The sequence below is a fragment of the Ruegeria sp. BHSC026 genome (assembly GCF_059613065.1).
The window spans coordinates 100,340-116,035 of the sequence record NZ_JBXWRV010000005.1 but is presented as its reverse complement, the minus strand read 5'-3'; the positions used below and the strand labels follow the sequence as shown (position 1 = coordinate 116,035).

The following is a 15,696-nucleotide window of genomic DNA, read 5'->3' as shown; positions in this document are numbered from 1 at the left end:
CGGCCGGATCAGAACCCGGCGTTGATGGCCTGCGCCGCGTCGATCTTGTCCTGACCAACGTCGCCGGCGAACTTCTCCCAGACCGGCTTCATCGCGTCGACCCAGGCCTGACGCTGTTCTGGCGTCAGCTGGCGGATGGTGCCGCCGGCGTCGATGATCGCCTGCTTGGCCTGTTCGTTGACCGCGAACGACTCTTTGTTTCGCTGCTCGGTCACCTCGGCAAGGATCGTCAGGAACTGCTCACGCACGTCCGGTTCCAGGCTGTCAAGCCAGTCCACCGAGGTCACGACCAGATAGTCGATGATGCCGTGGTTGGTTTCGGTGGTGCCGTCCTGCACCTCGAAGAACTTCTTACCGTAGATGTTCGACCAGGTGTTCTCCTGCCCGTCGACAACGCCCTGCTGCAGAGCGCCATAGACTTCCGAGAAGGCCATTTTCTGCGGGCTGCCGCCGATGGCTTCCATCTGTGCCACCAGCACGTCAGACGACTGCACGCGGAATTTCAGTCCGTTTGCGTCACTGGGCAGCGTCAGCGGCTTGTTGGCCGACATCTGCTTCATGCCGTTGTGCCAGAAGGCAAGGCCCTGCAGGCCGCGGCGCTGCATGCTGTCCTTCATCGCCTGACCGGCCTCGGAGGCCTGGAAGGCATCCACCGCGTCGATGTTCTTAAACATGAACGGCAGGTCGAACAGGCGGAACTGCTTGGTGAACTTCTCGAATTTCGACAGCGAGGGCGCGGCTAGTTGCACGTCACCCTGCAGCATCGCCTCCAGCACCTTGTCGTCGTTGTAGAGCGTAGAGTTCGGATAGACCTCCATGCACATCTTGCCGTTCATTTCCTCGTTCACGCGCTTTTCCAGCAGAGAGGCGGCGATGCCCTTGGGGTGCTTGTCGGTGTTGGTCACATGCGCGAATTTGACGACGATCTCGCCCTCATCGCACTGGGCGAAGCCGGCCGTAGCGGTCACGGACAGGGCCAGAGCGGTCGCAGCTGTTGCAAGGAATTTCATGTTGGTGTCCTCCCAGACGTTTTGAAACCTCCGTCGGCGCCCACCAAGGCGCCAGATGCGAAGAAGTGAAACGAATCGGAGGTAGCCAATCAACGTTTCGGAGATTTTGCGCGGATTTTGATTTTTTCTGTTTATTATCTGATTGTTAAAAAGCGTATTCAACATGCTTATCTGACCGTCGGGGGCGCAATGTGCGAAAATCCGCACACCAAGGTGGCCACCCGTGCGAAAATCCGCACACCTGTCGAATCGCCTGCGAATCGCCAACGGCCTAGCGGCGATAGTCCTCCGGGCGGATGCCATAGCGCGCCAGCTTGTCATAGAAGGTTTTGCGCGGCAGCTTCAGCGACCGAGCAGCCTCCGAGGCCTTGCCGTTGTGCCGCCCCAGCGCTGCGATCAAGAGCGACCGCTCGACCCGGGCCATCTGCTCGGCCAGTCCCAGATCGGCCGCCGTCGCCACCTCCTCCGGCATACCCAGGACAAAGCGCATGGCCGCCGACATCAGCGACCGGGCGTTGCCCGGCCAGTCGCGCGCCATCAGGCTGGCCAGGTGTTCGGGCGTGACCTCGGGCGCGGCGATCCCGGCCTGTTCTGCCGCCTGAGCCACATAGTGGCGAAAGATCACGGGGATGTCTTCGGGGCGTTCCGCCAAGGACGGCACCCGAACCCTCATCACGTCCAGCCGATAGAACAGATCGGCGTTGAACTGACCCTCGGCCACCAGCGCGGCAAGATCCGCGGTCGTGCCGGCGATGATGCGCACCCCTGCGCCCGCCTCGATCAGGTCGAGCGTGGCGTACTGTGTGGCCTCGGGCATCGCCGACACCTCGTCCAGAAACAGAGAGCCACCAGCCGCATCCCCAGCCACCTGACGCAGATCCTGCGCCGTCAGCCCGGCCGCCGGGCGCTTGACGAACGGTCCCTGCGCCCGCGGCGACATCAGGTGGACCACCTCGGCGACCTTCGAGATGCCGCTGCCCGGCGGACCGGTCACCAGAACCTCGGCTTGGGTCGGGGCCACGCTGCGCACGCGGGCGCGCAGGTCCTCGGCCTGGGGGGAGTGTCCGAACAGCAGCCGCGCGGCCGGGTCGCCCTTTTCCAACTCGCGTTTTACCCGGCGTTCGGCCAGCACCTCGGCCCGGTTGGCGAAGGCCCGATCGAGCACTGCCAACAGATCCGCGGCCGCGCAGGGTTTTTCAAGAAAGTCGAAAGCTCCCTGCCCCATGGCCTGCACCGCCATGGGTATGTCGCCCTCGCCCGTCAGCAGGACTACCGGCAGGTCGGGATCGGCCGACCGGGCATACGACAGCAGATGAAACCCGTCGCGCCCCGGCATGCGGATGTCTGACAGGATCACGCCGGGAAAGCCGGCGTGGATATGATCCTTGGCGGCCACGAACGACCCCGCCGGAATGACCGTCAGTTCGGCCAGTTCCAGCGTCTGGGCCAGGGCCTCGCGCACGGCGGCGTCATCATCTACCAGCAGGACCGAGCGGATCATGCGGCGACTTCCTTTTCGAACGGTTCCAGTTCGACGGTGAATACGGCACCATCCTCCGTGTTGGCGCCACGTATTTCGCCGCCGAAGCTTTGCACCAGACCGTACGAGATGGACAGGCCCAACCCCATGCCCTCGGACGAGCCGACCGTCTTGGTGGTATAGAACGGCTCGAACACGCGGTCGGGGTCGGCGATGCCGGGACCGGTGTCGCGGATGCCGACCCGGATGCGCTCGGCCCGGTCAAGGGTGATGGTCAGCTGCCGCCGGTCGCGGCCCTCCATGGCGTCTGCGGCATTGTTGATGAGATTCACGAAAACCTGCACCAGCCGCACCTCGCCGCCCCAGGCCGGAACGGGTGTATTGGGCGGTTGCCAGTCCACGGCGATGCCATCGGATTTCAGGCGGCTTTCGGTCAGTTCGACGGCGGTGTTCAGCACTTGCACCAGATCGACCTTGCCCATCGGCTCGCTCTCATTGCGCGCAAAGGCCCGCAAGTTCTTGATGATACGCGCCATCCGCGCGGCCATGTCCGAGATACGACCCAGGTTTTCGCGCGCCTTTTCGGTGTTGTCCCGAGCCAGAAAGGCGGCGCCGTTGTCGGCGAATTGGCGGATTGCCATCAGCGGCTGGTTCAATTCGTGGCTGATGCCGGCCGACATCTTGCCAAGCGCGCTGAGCTTGCCCGCTTGGACCAGATCGGCCTGCGCGCGTTTCAGCGCGGCTTCGGCCTCCTGCCGTTCGGCCACCTCGCGGCGCAGGGCGGCGTTCGCGGCCGTCAGCGCACGGGTGCGCTGGAGCACGCGGCTTTCCAGGACCGCGTTGGCCTGCGCCAGGGTGCGCCGACGTTCGGTGGCCAGAAATAGCAAGGCCCCGAAGGCCAGGCAGATCGCCGCGACCGCCGCCGCCTGCAAGGCGGCAAGCCGGCGGGCGGGCGCGACATCCATCAGCACTTCTCCGGTCATGCCGATCACAGGCAGATCCCGGGTCAGGTGCAAGGCCCGCCGGGGCAGATACGGGCCCCAGCCGATGGTCCACACTTCATGCGGACCGATCCGGGTGGACCGGAAGTCCCCCGCCGGCTGACCGGGTGGCCGCAGGCCCACCTCGCCCGGTGGTCGGGACCAGAACAGCAGCTCGGACCGGTTGGTGATGAAGACCTGCCCCGACCGGTCGACGAAGAACACCGCCTCGGTGCTGCCGCGCCAGGTGCGTTCGACATCTTCGACATCGGCAATCACCATCAACACGCCTCTGACCCGTCCGTCGGGCGCAAAGGACGGCGCGGCGTAGGAATAGATCCGGTTCCCAGTTTCCCCCAGCACGCCATGCGCGCTGCCCAGGGCGCCCTGCATCGCGCGCCGAAACGCCGAGAGGCCGGCCACATTGCCGCCCACCACGTCCAGCGCCGCGGCCAGCACGCGACCCGAAGTATCCGCAAAAATCACATCCACCGCCGAGGACTTGTCGGCGACCTCCAGCAGCAGCGCCCGCGCGGCGGCCCGGTCGGCCTCGGTCTCCAGGTTGCGCAACGCCGGATGCTCGGCCATCAGAACCGCCAGCTCCTGATACACCTGCAACTGCGAGCTCAGCCGGTCCGAAGCCAGTTCCAGATCGGCCTGTGCCTTTTCGCTCAGTTGAAACAGGGCCTGACGATAGCCGTAAGACCACACCCCGGCCGCCAACAGCGCGACCGCCAACAGAAAACCGACCGGAACAAGAAGCCTTTGCATGTTACAGGGTCTTGCATTCACGAAGGCTCATGGCAAGTCTGTCGGCCATGATCATTCTGTCGCAAGCCCCCACCGACCAAACCTTCGTGCAGAACCCCTATGCGTTCTATCACACCGCGCGACAGCACGGCGATCTGGTGTACTGGCCCGAATATGACATGCCCGCTGCAGTGTCGCTGGCCGCCGTGCAGGCCCTGCTGCGCGACCGGCGGTTCGGGCGCGAGGTGCCACCCGAGCAGGCGACCGCGGGCCCAGACCACCTGGCGCCCTGGCTTGCTGTCGAGGCGCATTCGCTGCTCGAGGCCGAACCGCCCCGCCATACCCGCTTGCGGTCACTGGTGCTGCGCGCCTTCACCTCGCGGGCGATCACCGCGCTGGCGCCCGATATCGAACGCTTGTGCCATGACCTGATCGACGCCTTCCCGGACGCGCGCTTCGACCTGCTGGATGCCTATTGCACCCAGGTTCCGGTAATCACGATCTGCCGCCTGCTGGGTGTGCCCGAATCCATGGCGCCGCAACTGCTAGACTGGTCGCACGCGATGGTGGCCATGTATCAGGCCAGCCGCACGCGCCAGACCGAGGACGATGCCGCCCGTGCATCCGCCGCGTTCACCGCGTTTCTGAACGACTACGTCGATCAGCGCCGCTCAGACCCGCGCGACGACCTGATCACCCGGCTGATCGCCGCCGAGGAGGACGGCGAGAAACTTTCGCGCGATGAACTGATCGCCACCTGCATCCTGCTGCTGAATGCCGGTCACGAGGCGACGGTGCATTCCCTCGGCAACGGCGTGAAAACCCTGCTTGAGACGGGAACCGGGGCCGAGGCGCTGACAGCCGACCGCATCGACGCCACGGTCGAGGAGATCCTGCGCTATGACCCGCCACTGCACATGTTCACCCGGTACGCCTACGAGGAGGCCGAGGTATTCGGTCACAGCTTTGCCCGCGGCGACCAGGTGGCGCTGCTGCTGGGGGCGGCCAATCGCGACCCTTCGGTATGGGCCGACCCCGACCGGTTCGACCCGACGCGCGAGATCCAGACCAACACCAGCTTTGGCGGCGGCCTGCATTTCTGCGTCGGCGCGCCGCTGGCGCGGCTGGAAATGCGCATCGCCCTGCCCATCCTGTTCGACCGCTGCCCCGGCCTGCACCTGACCGAACCGCCGGTCTATTCCAACAGCTACCACTTCCACGGGTTGCGACAGCTGATGGTGCGGGTCTGATCAGGCCTCGGCCAGCGCGTTAAGGGGCAGCATGGTGGTCGACTTGATCTCTTCCATCGACAGCAGGGCGGTCACGTTGTAGACCCGCACCTCGGAAATCAGCGCCTGATAGAACGCATCATAAGCCCGCGCGTTCCTGACCCGCACCTTGAGGATGTAATCGATATCGCCCGCCAGCCGGTGCGCCTCCTGCACTTCGGGACGATCACGCAGGGCCTTGAGGAACTTACGCTGCCAGTCGGCCTCGTGTTCCGAGGTACGGATCAGTACGAAGAACGTGGCCTCGAACCCCAGCGCCTCGGCATCCAGCAGAACGGTCTGCTGCCCGATGATCCCGGCTCCCTTCATCTTGCGGATGCGATTCCAAACCGGCGTCTTTGAACTGCCGACGCGGGCCGCGATTTCGTCCAGCGACTGGCTGGCGTCGCGCTGCAGCTCGGCCAGAATTTTCCGATCCATGTCGTCAATGCGCACCGACATTCCAATTTTCCTTTCGTTTCGAAACTCACGTCCTGAATGGTGGATCCATTGGAACGTTCGTTCTTATTTGTCGCGCAATCTGGCGAATAATGGGGAATATTTCCTATATTGCAGGTCAAGTCAAACAACCGGCGGACCGCCCAGATGCAACAAACGCACACAGCCCAAAAGACCTACCATGTCGATTTCGTCGGCGCGGGTCCCGGTGATCCGGACCTGCTGACGGTCAAGGCTCTGACCGCGTTCGACAGGGCCGACGTGGTGCTGCACGACCGGTTGATCAGCGACGCCATCCTGCAGATCGCCGGCCGGTCGGCCCGGCTAATCGACGTGGGCAAGGCCGGTTTCGGCCCCTCGTGGCGGCAAGAGGACATCGACGCACTGCTGGTACGGTTAGCCTTGGAAGGGCAGCGCGTGGTGCGCCTGAAATCCGGAGACGCCACCGTCTTTGGCCGCCTAGACGAAGAAATCGAAGCGCTGGATGCGGCGGGCATTTCCTGGGCCATCATTCCCGGAATCACCGCCGCCTCGGCCGCGGCCGCCAGCATCGGGCAAAGCCTGACGCGCCGAGGCCGCAATTCGTCGGTCCGGTTCCTGACCGGGCACGACATGCAAGGCTTTGCCGATCACGACTGGGCCGGGCTGGCGCGTCCGGGGTCGGTGGCCGCGATCTACATGGGCAAGAAATCCGCCCGTTTCATCCAGGGTCGCCTGCTCATGCACGGCGCCGACCGGGCCACGCCCGTTACCCTGATCGAAAACGCCTCGCGCCCCGACCAGCGGATTTTGGAAACCACGCTAGACCGGTTGGCGTCCGACCTGTCGCAAGCCGACATGACCGGCCCTGCGCTGATGTTCTACGGCCTTGCCCCGCGCGCCGCGGTCCGGACCGCAACCGAATTGAAGAAGGAGCACGCCTGATGGCCCGCGCTTTTACACCGAAAGTCGTTACCGCAAATGACCTGCTGGAAGGCGACGTGATCTATCTGACCGCCGATGACCGTTGGTCGCGCGATCTGCGCGAGGCCGAGCTGATCACCGACGAAGCGCACGCTCAGCTGCGTCTTCTGGATGCACAGAAGCAAGTCGACAAGATCGTAGGTGCCTATCTCGCCGATGTCGTTGCAGGTGAAAACGGTCCTGAACCCACCCATTTTCGGGAAGACTTCCGCCGGACTGGTCCGTCCAACTATGCCCACGGCAAACAGGAATCTTCCCCGCAGCCCCGGGTCTGACCTCAGGCCCCTCTCTCCCCGTAAAAAGGCCCCGGATCCGGGGCTGCAACAAAGGACAGCCAAAGATGTACCGCTACTCCGAGTTTGACAGAGCATTCCTGGCCGAGCGCAACGCTCAGTTCCGCGCCCAGGTCGAACGCCGCATCGACGGCTCGCTGACCGAGGACGAGTTCAAGCCCCTGCGCCTGATGAACGGCCTGTATCTGCAATTGCACGCCTACATGCTGCGGGTGGCCATCCCCTATGGCACGCTAAACAGCGCCCAGATGCGCCAACTGGCCCTGCTGGCCGAGAAGTGGGACAAGGGCTACGGCCATTTCACCACGCGCCAGAACATCCAGTACAACTGGCCCAAGCTGCGCGACGTGCCTGACATGCTGGACGCGCTGGCCGAGGTCGGCCTGCATGCGATCCAAACCAGCGGCAACACCATCCGCAACGTGACCGCCGACCATTTCGCCGGTGCCGCCGCGGATGAGGTCGCCGATCCGCGCCCCTATGCCGAGCTGCTGCGCCAGTGGTCCACCGACCACCCCGAGTTCCAGTTCATGCCGCGCAAGTTCAAGATCGCCATCACCGGGTCCGAGCATGACCGCGCCGTGATTAAGGCCCATGACATCGGCTTGCAACTGGTCGAGCGCGACGGCGTTTTGGGCGCCCGCGTCTTGGTGGGCGGCGGTCTGGGCCGCACGCCGATGATCGGTAAGGAGCTGTCTGACTTCGTCGCCTTCGACGACCTGCTGGCCTATCTGGAGGCCACTGTTTCGGTCTGGAACCAGATTGGCCGGCGCGACAACAAGTACAAAGCCCGCATCAAGATCACCGTGCATGAGCATGGCATCGACGCGATCCGCGCCAAGGTGAACGAACGCTTCCTGCAGGTCCGCCCGCAATTCAAGGGTGCCGACATGGCGCTGCTGGATCAGATCAAGGCGCATTTCGCCCCGCCCGCCTTCCGCACAGGCTCGGTCGCGGCGTTCGAGAGCGCCTATTCGAACGACCCGGTGTTCCGCTCGTGGATCGACACCAACATCGCGCCGCACAAGCAGGCGGATCACGCGATCGTCACGATCTCGATCAAGAAGCACGGCCAGACGCCGGGTGACGCAACCGCCGAGCAGATGCGAGTGATGGCCGATCTGGCCGAGCAATACGCCTATGACGAGCTGCGCATCAGCCACGAGCAGAACGTGATCCTGCCGCATGTCCACAAATCGGACCTGCCCGCGATCCACGCCAAGCTGAAAGAGCACGGCCTGGCCACCGCGAATATCGGCCTGATCAGCGACATCATCGCCTGCCCCGGCATGGACTATTGCGCGCTGGCGACGGCCCGCTCGATCCCTGTCGCGCAGCAGATCGCGACCCGGTTCGACGAGCTGAAGCTGGAGCACGACATCGGCCACCTGAAGATCAAGATTTCGGGCTGCATCAACGCGTGCGGGCACCACCATGTGGGCCATATCGGCATCCTGGGCCTGGATCGCGCCGGAGTGGAGAACTACCAGATCACGCTGGGCGGAGACGCCACCGAAACGGCCGCCATCGGCGACCGCACCGGTCCGGGCTTTGCCTATGACGAGATCGTTCCGGCCATCGAGCGGATCATCGAGACCTATCTGGACCAGCGCGAAAGCCCCGAGGAGACCTTTCTGGAGACCTATCGCCGGATTGGAATGGCCCCGTTCAAGGCGGCCCTCTACCCCGAGGCCCGGGCCAATGCCGCTTGACGAAATCCAGACCGAGCTGGGCAAGGAGCGCCAGGCGCTGACCGAGAAGGTCGAGGCGCTCAACGCCCGCTACCGGCATCACAGCGCCCATGACGTGATGCATGGGGCGCTGGAAAATGCCGGCAAGATCGCTCTGGTTTCCAGCTTTGGTGCCGAGTCTGTGGTGTTGCTGCACATGGCTGCGGTGATCGACAAGAACACCCCGGTGCTTTTCGTGGACACCCAGATGCTGTTCGCCGAGACGCTGATCTATCAGCAGGAGGTGAGCGAGCGCCTTGGGCTGAAGAACGTGCGGGTCATCCGCGCCGACGAAGAGGACCTGCAGCGGGAGGACCCCTATGGCGCGCTACGGCTGAAGGACCCGGATGCCTGCTGCACCCTGCGCAAGACGATCCCGCTGCAGCGGGCGCTGGCGGGTTATGACGGCTGGATCACCGGGCGCAAGCGGTTCCAGTCGGGCACCCGCGCCGCACTCGAATTCTTTGAGGTCGAGGACGGCACCGGCCGGATCAAGGTCAACCCGCTGGCCCATTGGGCGCCCGAAGACGTGCGCGCCTATATGGAAGAAAATCGGCTGCCGCGGCACCCGCTGGTGGCCAAGGGATACCCTTCGATCGGCTGTGCGCCCTGCACCTCGCCGGTGAAGAAAGGCGAAGACCCCCGCGCCGGGCGCTGGCGCGATCAGAACAAGGAAGAATGCGGCATCCATTTCGTGAACGGCAAGATGGTGCGCAGCGGAGAGAAAACATGAACGTAATCGTGACCGACCAGGGCTTTGCGCCCGACGACTGGACCGACGGCTTTGTATCGCTGGACGATGCCGCCAATGACGTGGTGGCGCTGGACGTGCCCTCGGATACCGACCCCGATGACCTGGCCGAGCGGCTGGGCGGGGTGAAAATGGTGCGGGTGGATTTCCCCTCTTTCGCCGACGGTCGCGGCTTTACCATCGCCCGCACCCTGCGCCTGAAAGGCTACACGGGCCGCCTGCGCGCCAAGGGGCATGTGCTGGCCGACCAGTATGCCATGGCGCGGCGCAGCGGGTTCGACGAGGTCGAGATCGACCATGCCCTTGCCGCCCGCCAGCCCGAGGATCAGTGGCTGGCCCGCGCCAACTGGCAGGAACACGACTATCAGGCCCGCCTGCGCGGGTGACGCGACGAACGGGGCAATCTGCCCCCTTTTCCTGACATGGATCAAAGCTTAAACGGAGATGCCGGTTTAGCAGACCGGCAGTGAAACGATGACAGAGATGAAATCCGTGACCGAAGCAACCGCCGTGAAGGCCCCTACCCTGCCTGACGCTCAGACCGTCACCGAAGTGAAGCATTGGACCGACAGTCTGTTCTCGTTCAAGGTGACGCGCCCGCAATCGCTGCGGTTCCGCTCGGGCGAGTTCGTGATGATCGGCCTTCTGGGCGACAACGGCAAACCGCTGCTGCGCGCCTATTCCATCGCTTCGCCAGCTTGGGATGACGAGCTGGAATTCTACTCGATCAAGGTGCCGGACGGCCCGCTGACCTCGAAACTGCAGCACATCAAGCCGGGCGACCAAATCATCCTGCGGCCCAAGCCGGTGGGGACGCTGGTGCATGACGCGCTGCTGCCGGGCAAACGGATCTGGTTCTTTGCAACCGGCACCGGGTTTGCGCCCTTTGCCTCGCTGCTTCGCGAACCGCAGACATATGAGGACTATGACGAGGTCATCATCACCCACACCTGCCGCGAGGTGGCCGATCTGGAATACGGCCGCCAACTGATCGAGAAGATCAAGCAGGACGAGATGCTGTCCGAACTGATCGGCGAAGGTTTTGCCGACAAGATCCGCTATTACCCGACGACCACCCGCGAACAGAGCCCCAAGATGGGCCGGATCACCGACCTGCTGAAGGACGGCACCGTGTTCAAGGATCTGGGCATCGAGGGCGGGATCAAGCCCGAAACCGACCGCGCCATGGTCTGCGGGTCGCTGGCCTTCAACCACGACATCAAGGCCATTCTCGAAGAGTTCGGCCTGCGCGAAGGCGCCAATTCCGACCCGAAAGAGTTCGTGATTGAAAAGGCCTTTGTCGGCTGAAGTAGGAAATGGCCGGTGCCCCGGGCGCCGGCCGCCGCCCCGGGCGCGGTCGGGGCAAAGAATTTCGCGCGCCGCCTGCTTTATCCCGCTTGAAAGACGCGGGGTCTCAGTTTAAATTCCCGGCTCGAAATTCTGCAATTATCAAAGGAATGAACCCATAGCTCGCAGACCTCACAACGCGCCGCCGCAACGCGACACCGGCCCGCGCGTCAATGACAAGATCCGTGCCCCCGAAATCCGCCTGATCGGCGCCGATGGTGAAAATATCGGGGTGGTTCATCCCGCCAAAGCCATGCAACTCGCCGCCGACGCCGGCCTGGACCTGGTCGAGATTTCGCCAAACGCGAATCCGCCGGTCTGCAAGATCATGGACTTCGGCAAGTACAAGTACGAAACGCAGAAGCGCGAAGCCGAAGCCCGCAAGAAACAGAAAATCATCGAGGTGAAAGAGGTCAAGTTCCGGCCCAACACCGACACGCATGACTATGACGTGAAGATGCGGAACGTGGTCAAGTTTCTTGAGAAGGGCGACAAGGTCAAGGTGACCCTGCGCTTCCGCGGCCGCGAGATGGCGCACCAGAATCTGGGGCGCGAACTGCTTGAGCGCGTGGCCGAGGACGTCAAGGAAATCGGCAAGATCGAGAACATGCCGAAGATGGAAGGCCGCCAGATGATCATGATGATCGGGCCGCTGCCACAGAAGTAACCCAGCACCTGTTCAGGGCATCAAGGCTCCCTCGGATCGAGGGAGCCTTTTTCGTTGGCCGACTCAGATCACCCGCGACATCGCGCGGCCCAGCTTTTCGACCAGTTCGTCCAGCTGCACTTCTTCGATGATGAATGGCGGCGCCAGCAGGATATGGTCGCCGTTCCGGCCATCGCGGGTGCCGGACATGGGATAGCAGATCAGCCCTTCGTCAAACGCTGCCTTCTTGATCTTCGCTGCCACGCCCAGGCCCGGATCGAACGGCGCGCGCGTGTCACGATCGGCCACCAGCTCGATCCCGCGGAACAGGCCGCGCCCACGCAGGTCGCCGACATTGGGGTGCTGGCCGAAAGCGGCCTGCAGCCTTTCGTGCAGCGCATCTCCCATCGCCCGCGCCCGCTCGGGCAGGTGGCGATCGGTCAGCTTCTGCACCACGGCCAGCGCCGCCGCGGTCGCGACCGGATGACCGACATAGGTATGCCCGTGCTGGAAGAACCCCGACCCGTCGCGGATCGCCTCGTAGATTGCCCCAGTACACAGGGTCGCGCCGATGGGCTGGTACCCGGCCCCCAACCCCTTGGCGATGCACAGGATATCCGGCGCGACCCCATCGTGGTCGCACGCGAACAGGTGGCCGGTGCGGCCCATGCCGCACATGACCTCGTCCAGAATCAACAGAACGCCGTATCGGTCACAGATTTCGCGGATCCGCTTGAAATAGCCCTCGACAGCCGGCACCGCCCCCAGCGTGGCCCCGACCACCGGCTCGGCGATGAAGGCCATCACGGTGTCCGGCCCCAGCCGCAGGATTTCGGCCTCAAGCTCATCCGCGACGCGCTGGCCATAGTCAAAGCTGGTCTCGCCGTCCCGCTTCTCGGCATATTCATAGCAGGGCGCGATATGGCTCATATCGATCAACATCGGCGCGAACTGCGCCCGGCGCCACGCATTGCCACCGGCCGACAGTGCCCCCAGCGTGTTGCCGTGATAGCTCTGGCGGCGCGCGATGACCCGCGAGCGCTCGGGCTGCCCGACTTCCAGGAAATACTGACGCGCCAGCTTGATCGCCGCCTCGGTCGCCTCGGACCCGCCCGAGACGAAATAGACCCGCTCCAGCTCGCCCGGCGCCTGTGCGATCAGCAGATCCGCCAGCGCCTCGGCCGGTTCCGACGTCATGAACCCGGTATGGGCAAAGGCGACCTTTTCAACCTGCTCCTGCACCGCGCGGACCACGTGCGGGTCGGAATGCCCCAGGCACGATACCGCCGCGTCGCCGCAATCCAGGTATCGTTTGCCCTGCGTGTCGATCAGATAGCACCCGTCGCCCTTGGCGGCTGTTGGCAACTGGGCCTTGGTGTGGCGGGGAAAAACATGGCTCATGTCAAAGTCCTTTCAAACGGGCCACAAGCGCCGCGACCGAGGCTGCGTTGTCCGGCCAGATATTTCCATCGGCGTCCGTCAGGCTGTTCTCGAACCCAACCCGCACATCAGCGCCACGACACGCAGCCGCAAGCAAACAGTCATGTTCGCGCCGGCCGAACGCACACACCATCAATGGCGCGTGGGTTTCGGGAAAGGCGTCCAAATCGGCGGGCAGGGATTCCTGGCCCGTCGCATAGCGCCCTAAAACAAGCAGGCGTTCTTCCTGCCCGGCCCGCACGACACCGCGCGCCTGCCAGTCCCGCAACAGCTCCGCATCGGCCGCATCATACAGGATATGCTGAACCCGCGTGCCCTGTTCGGCGCACAGCGCATAAACCCGCTCTGCCAGCTGGGGCGCGCGGGCCATCTCTCGCACCGCGATCGATGCCCATGTGGGCTGAACCAGACGCAGGCAGTCGTACTGCGCTGCAACATCAAAGATGCCTGCCGCCTCGGTGGTGATCTGGATGTCCAGCGCGGGAACGGTGCGGCGCAACTCGGCCAGTGTCTCGCGGTATCGCCCCGCATCCAGCGAGTGCGTCCCGTCACCTTCACGCACATGCAGGTGCAGACCATCGGCACCGGCCGCATGGCAGGCCCGTGCCGCCGCCACGATCTCGCCGATCGTCAATGGGATCGCCGGGTGGTCCGAATACTGACGGCGCGCCCCATTCGGAGCGACCAGCACATAGGGAAGCATCTTTGGCCGTTGAGTTTCGCTCATGGTCTCATCCGTTCATTCTGCCCGAGATGTATACCTCAGCACGCTGTTTTGTGGTTGAAATTTTCATAACATATGTTTTTCTTCTCTCATGCAAAACTCGACCCCTCAACTGATCGACCGGCTGCGCCACGAGATCGACCGCATGCCGGCCCAGCTTCAGGCCGCCGCTAAGTATGTCATCGACCACCCGGCCGATTTCGCGTTGGATTCGATCCGCACCACGGCAGACAAGATCGGCGTCAGCACGAACGCGGTCATCCGGCTTGCACGGTACATGGGCTATGAGCGTTTCGAGGACTTTCGAAGACCGTTCCGCCACGACCTGACAACCGACCGGGAAGACCGGCTCAATCAAGGCTGGCTGTCGCGCATGGCCGAAAGCGGAGAGTTCGGCGCCGCCCAGGCGGGATTCGCCCGGAACGAGTTAAACGTGGTGGCGCGCTCTTTGCGCCTGCTGGATCCGGCCAAGGTGGAGCGCGCGGTGACACTCATGACTTCGGCGCGCAGGTGCTTCGTGACCGCCACGCGCGCCAGCTACGCGCTGGCCTATTATTTCCACTATGCGGGCCGAATGGCGCATCCCGGCCTGCACCTTATCCCGCGCCACATGGGATCAGCCATCGACGATCTTCTCGAGGCCGATCATGTTGACTGCCTGTTTGCCATGACGGTGCACCCCTATTCCGCCGATACGATCCAAGCCATGCGATTTGCCCGTAGCCGGGGGCTTCGGCTGATCCTGCTGGCCGACAGCGACGTGATCGCGCCGGGCATTGACGCGGACGTGACCCTGACGGTCAGCACACGGTCGAGACATCTGTTTTCAAGCTTTTCCGGGTCCATGGCCGCAATCGAAGTTCTGCTGGGTCACCTTTTCGCGCAGAGCGGTGACGCCGCCGCAGAACGGGTCCGCCGATACCAGCAAGCCCGCGAAGACGCAGGCGCATATTGGCAACCCGCCAAACTGCCGCGCCTGCGCTCCAAATGAAAAGCCCCTCGCCGGGGCTTTTCGCAGTCGTGATGTCAGATGCAGGCCTGCACGGCCCGTCGTGTCATCACCCCCACCAGGTGGGCGCGGTACTCCTTGCTGCCGTGCAGATCTCCGATCATGTTCATCGGGTTGACCCGCAGGTCCATCAGTGCATCGGGCCGGAACTCCTTGTTCAGCGCCTGCTCGGCCTCGGTCCAGCGGAACACACCATCCTCGCTGGCCCCGGTTACGGCCACCCTCACCCCATCGGCAAAGCGCGCGAGGAACACGCCAACCAATGCAAAGCGCGAGGCTGGCTGCAGGAATTTTTGATAGCTCGCAACCTGCGGCACCGGGAACCGAACCGAGGTGATGATCTCCCCCTCGTCCAGTGCCGTGGTGAACATGCCCTGAAAGAAGTCATCGGCAGCGATCTGACGGGAATTGGTCACGACCACGGCACCCGATCCCAACACCGCCGCCGGGTAACACGCCGCCGGATCGTTGTTGGCCAGCGAACCGCCGATCGTTCCCCGATTGCGCACGGCCGGGTCTCCGATATGTCCGGCAAGATCGGCCAGCGCCGGATACTTGTCGGCAACCTCTCGCGCCACGGTCGCATGGGTCGTCGCTGCACCGATGGCAATCGATCCGTCATCCTCGACACACACCCCCTTCAATTCGGGAATGCCGCCCAGGCTCACCAGTGTCGCGGGCGCAGCAAGGCGCTGTTTCATCGTCGGGATCAGGGTCTGCCCGCCCCCCAACGCCTGTGCATCCTCCCCCGCCAATGCCGCAACCGCGTCGGCAATGGTCGAGGGACTCTTGAACTCGAAATTGTACATTTCGCTCTTCCTTTCCGAAAGGCGAGGAACCGCCCTT

The 15,696-nt window shown here is 63.9% G+C and carries 16 protein-coding genes and 1 pseudogene; 9 read left to right on the top strand and 8 right to left on the bottom strand.

Annotation, left to right across the window (positions count from 1 at the left end):
• Positions 1-8: 8 nt before the first annotated feature.
• The 3 genes from AC2FME_RS08380 to AC2FME_RS08370 all read right to left on the bottom strand — a co-directional run bounded on the left by AC2FME_RS08380 (position 9) and on the right by AC2FME_RS08370 (position 4,241).
• The gene (locus AC2FME_RS08380; RefSeq protein WP_496679791.1) at positions 9-1,010 is read right to left on the bottom strand and encodes a DctP family TRAP transporter solute-binding subunit; all 1,002 of its coding nucleotides are present in this window, start codon (positions 1,008-1,010) and stop codon (positions 9-11) included.
• A gap of 271 nt (positions 1,011-1,281) precedes the next feature.
• Entirely contained in the window at positions 1,282-2,511 is a 1,230-nt protein-coding gene (locus AC2FME_RS08375; protein WP_496800173.1) for a sigma-54-dependent transcriptional regulator, read from the bottom strand.
• A complete protein-coding gene (locus tag AC2FME_RS08370; RefSeq protein WP_496800172.1) occupies positions 2,508-4,241 on the bottom strand; it encodes a sensor histidine kinase in 1,734 nt (577 codons plus the stop codon). The genes AC2FME_RS08375 and AC2FME_RS08370 overlap by 4 nt, the downstream gene beginning before the upstream one ends.
• Before the next feature lie 47 nt (positions 4,242-4,288).
• On the opposite strand from AC2FME_RS08370, the gene AC2FME_RS08365 reads away from it, so the two are divergent.
• On the top strand, positions 4,289-5,470 hold the full coding sequence (locus tag AC2FME_RS08365) for a cytochrome P450 (RefSeq protein WP_496800263.1): 1,182 nt from the start codon (positions 4,289-4,291) through the stop codon (positions 5,468-5,470).
• Here the strand turns inward: AC2FME_RS08365 and AC2FME_RS08360 are convergent, their stop codons facing one another.
• Positions 5,471-5,950, bottom strand: coding sequence for an Lrp/AsnC family transcriptional regulator (locus tag AC2FME_RS08360; protein ID WP_149775231.1), 480 nt, complete (start codon positions 5,948-5,950; stop codon positions 5,471-5,473).
• A 162-nt stretch (positions 5,951-6,112) separates the two neighbouring features.
• Here AC2FME_RS08360 and cobA point away from each other — a divergent pair.
• The 6 genes and pseudogenes from cobA to AC2FME_RS08330 form a co-directional block, all read left to right on the top strand.
• Positions 6,113-6,871 (top strand): annotated as a pseudogene (cobA, locus tag AC2FME_RS08355) (uroporphyrinogen-III C-methyltransferase); the annotation flags it as partial.
• On the top strand, positions 6,871-7,185 hold the full coding sequence (locus AC2FME_RS08350; protein ID WP_093961929.1) for a DUF2849 domain-containing protein: 315 nt from the start codon (positions 6,871-6,873) through the stop codon (positions 7,183-7,185). The pseudogene cobA and the gene AC2FME_RS08350, both read left to right, overlap by 1 nt.
• Before the next feature lie 65 nt (positions 7,186-7,250).
• Positions 7,251-8,915, top strand: coding sequence for a nitrite/sulfite reductase (locus tag AC2FME_RS08345; protein WP_496800171.1), 1,665 nt, complete (start codon positions 7,251-7,253; stop codon positions 8,913-8,915).
• The gene (locus tag AC2FME_RS08340; protein WP_496800170.1) at positions 8,905-9,666 is read left to right on the top strand and encodes a phosphoadenylyl-sulfate reductase; all 762 of its coding nucleotides are present in this window, start codon (positions 8,905-8,907) and stop codon (positions 9,664-9,666) included. The genes AC2FME_RS08345 and AC2FME_RS08340 overlap by 11 nt, the downstream gene beginning before the upstream one ends.
• Entirely contained in the window at positions 9,663-10,070 is a 408-nt protein-coding gene (locus tag AC2FME_RS08335; protein WP_496798764.1) for a DUF934 domain-containing protein, read from the top strand. The genes AC2FME_RS08340 and AC2FME_RS08335 overlap by 4 nt, the downstream gene beginning before the upstream one ends.
• Positions 10,071-10,158: 88 nt before the next feature.
• Positions 10,159-10,992, top strand: a complete 834-nt coding sequence (locus AC2FME_RS08330; RefSeq protein WP_496800169.1) for a ferredoxin--NADP reductase — start codon at positions 10,159-10,161, stop codon at positions 10,990-10,992.
• Positions 10,993-11,098: 106 nt separating this feature from the next.
• Here AC2FME_RS08330 and AC2FME_RS08325 read toward each other — a convergent pair whose 3' ends face one another.
• Positions 11,099-11,272, bottom strand: a complete 174-nt coding sequence (locus AC2FME_RS08325; protein ID WP_496800168.1) for a hypothetical protein — start codon at positions 11,270-11,272, stop codon at positions 11,099-11,101.
• Here AC2FME_RS08325 and infC point away from each other — a divergent pair.
• The gene (gene infC / locus AC2FME_RS08320; RefSeq protein ID WP_496800262.1) at positions 11,213-11,698 is read left to right on the top strand and encodes a translation initiation factor IF-3; all 486 of its coding nucleotides are present in this window, start codon (positions 11,213-11,215) and stop codon (positions 11,696-11,698) included. The two genes, AC2FME_RS08325 and infC, sit on opposite strands and share 60 nt — an antisense overlap.
• Positions 11,699-11,761: 63 nt before the next feature.
• On the opposite strand, the gene AC2FME_RS08315 is transcribed toward infC, so the two are convergent.
• Both AC2FME_RS08315 and AC2FME_RS08310 read right to left on the bottom strand, forming a co-directional pair.
• On the bottom strand, positions 11,762-13,078 hold the full coding sequence (locus tag AC2FME_RS08315; protein ID WP_496713141.1) for an aspartate aminotransferase family protein: 1,317 nt from the start codon (positions 13,076-13,078) through the stop codon (positions 11,762-11,764).
• Between the two features lies 1 nt (position 13,079).
• Positions 13,080-13,844, bottom strand: coding sequence for a beta-keto acid cleavage family enzyme (locus tag AC2FME_RS08310; protein WP_496800167.1), 765 nt, complete (start codon positions 13,842-13,844; stop codon positions 13,080-13,082).
• An 88-nt stretch (positions 13,845-13,932) separates the two neighbouring features.
• Between AC2FME_RS08310 and AC2FME_RS08305 the strand changes: the two genes are divergently transcribed.
• Positions 13,933-14,832 carry a MurR/RpiR family transcriptional regulator gene (locus AC2FME_RS08305; RefSeq protein WP_496800166.1) on the top strand — a complete coding sequence of 300 codons (900 nt, stop codon included), beginning with the start codon at positions 13,933-13,935 and terminating at the stop codon, positions 14,830-14,832.
• 35 nt (positions 14,833-14,867) lie between these two features.
• On the opposite strand, the gene AC2FME_RS08300 is transcribed toward AC2FME_RS08305, so the two are convergent.
• The gene (locus tag AC2FME_RS08300; RefSeq protein WP_496800165.1) at positions 14,868-15,659 is read right to left on the bottom strand and encodes an FAD binding domain-containing protein; all 792 of its coding nucleotides are present in this window, start codon (positions 15,657-15,659) and stop codon (positions 14,868-14,870) included.
• Positions 15,660-15,696 lie beyond the last annotated feature (37 nt).

Coding starts and splice junctions, on each gene's coding strand:
- AC2FME_RS08380 (WP_496679791.1), bottom strand. CDS start 1,010: ATGAAATTCCTTGCAACAGCTGCGACCGCTCTGGCCCTGTCCGTGACC.
- AC2FME_RS08375 (WP_496800173.1), bottom strand. CDS start 2,511: ATGATCCGCTCGGTCCTGCTGGTAGATGATGACGCCGCCGTGCGCGAG.
- AC2FME_RS08370 (WP_496800172.1), bottom strand. CDS start 4,241: ATGCAAAGGCTTCTTGTTCCGGTCGGTTTTCTGTTGGCGGTCGCGCTG.
- AC2FME_RS08365 (WP_496800263.1), top strand. CDS start 4,289: ATGATCATTCTGTCGCAAGCCCCCACCGACCAAACCTTCGTGCAGAAC.
- AC2FME_RS08360 (WP_149775231.1), bottom strand. CDS start 5,950: ATGTCGGTGCGCATTGACGACATGGATCGGAAAATTCTGGCCGAGCTG.
- AC2FME_RS08350 (WP_093961929.1), top strand. CDS start 6,871: ATGGCCCGCGCTTTTACACCGAAAGTCGTTACCGCAAATGACCTGCTG.
- AC2FME_RS08345 (WP_496800171.1), top strand. CDS start 7,251: ATGTACCGCTACTCCGAGTTTGACAGAGCATTCCTGGCCGAGCGCAAC.
- AC2FME_RS08340 (WP_496800170.1), top strand. CDS start 8,905: ATGCCGCTTGACGAAATCCAGACCGAGCTGGGCAAGGAGCGCCAGGCG.
- AC2FME_RS08335 (WP_496798764.1), top strand. CDS start 9,663: ATGAACGTAATCGTGACCGACCAGGGCTTTGCGCCCGACGACTGGACC.
- AC2FME_RS08330 (WP_496800169.1), top strand. CDS start 10,159: ATGACAGAGATGAAATCCGTGACCGAAGCAACCGCCGTGAAGGCCCCT.
- AC2FME_RS08325 (WP_496800168.1), bottom strand. CDS start 11,272: ATGAACCACCCCGATATTTTCACCATCGGCGCCGATCAGGCGGATTTC.
- AC2FME_RS08315 (WP_496713141.1), bottom strand. CDS start 13,078: ATGAGCCATGTTTTTCCCCGCCACACCAAGGCCCAGTTGCCAACAGCC.
- AC2FME_RS08310 (WP_496800167.1), bottom strand. CDS start 13,844: ATGAGCGAAACTCAACGGCCAAAGATGCTTCCCTATGTGCTGGTCGCT.
- AC2FME_RS08305 (WP_496800166.1), top strand. CDS start 13,933: ATGCAAAACTCGACCCCTCAACTGATCGACCGGCTGCGCCACGAGATC.
- AC2FME_RS08300 (WP_496800165.1), bottom strand. CDS start 15,659: ATGTACAATTTCGAGTTCAAGAGTCCCTCGACCATTGCCGACGCGGTT.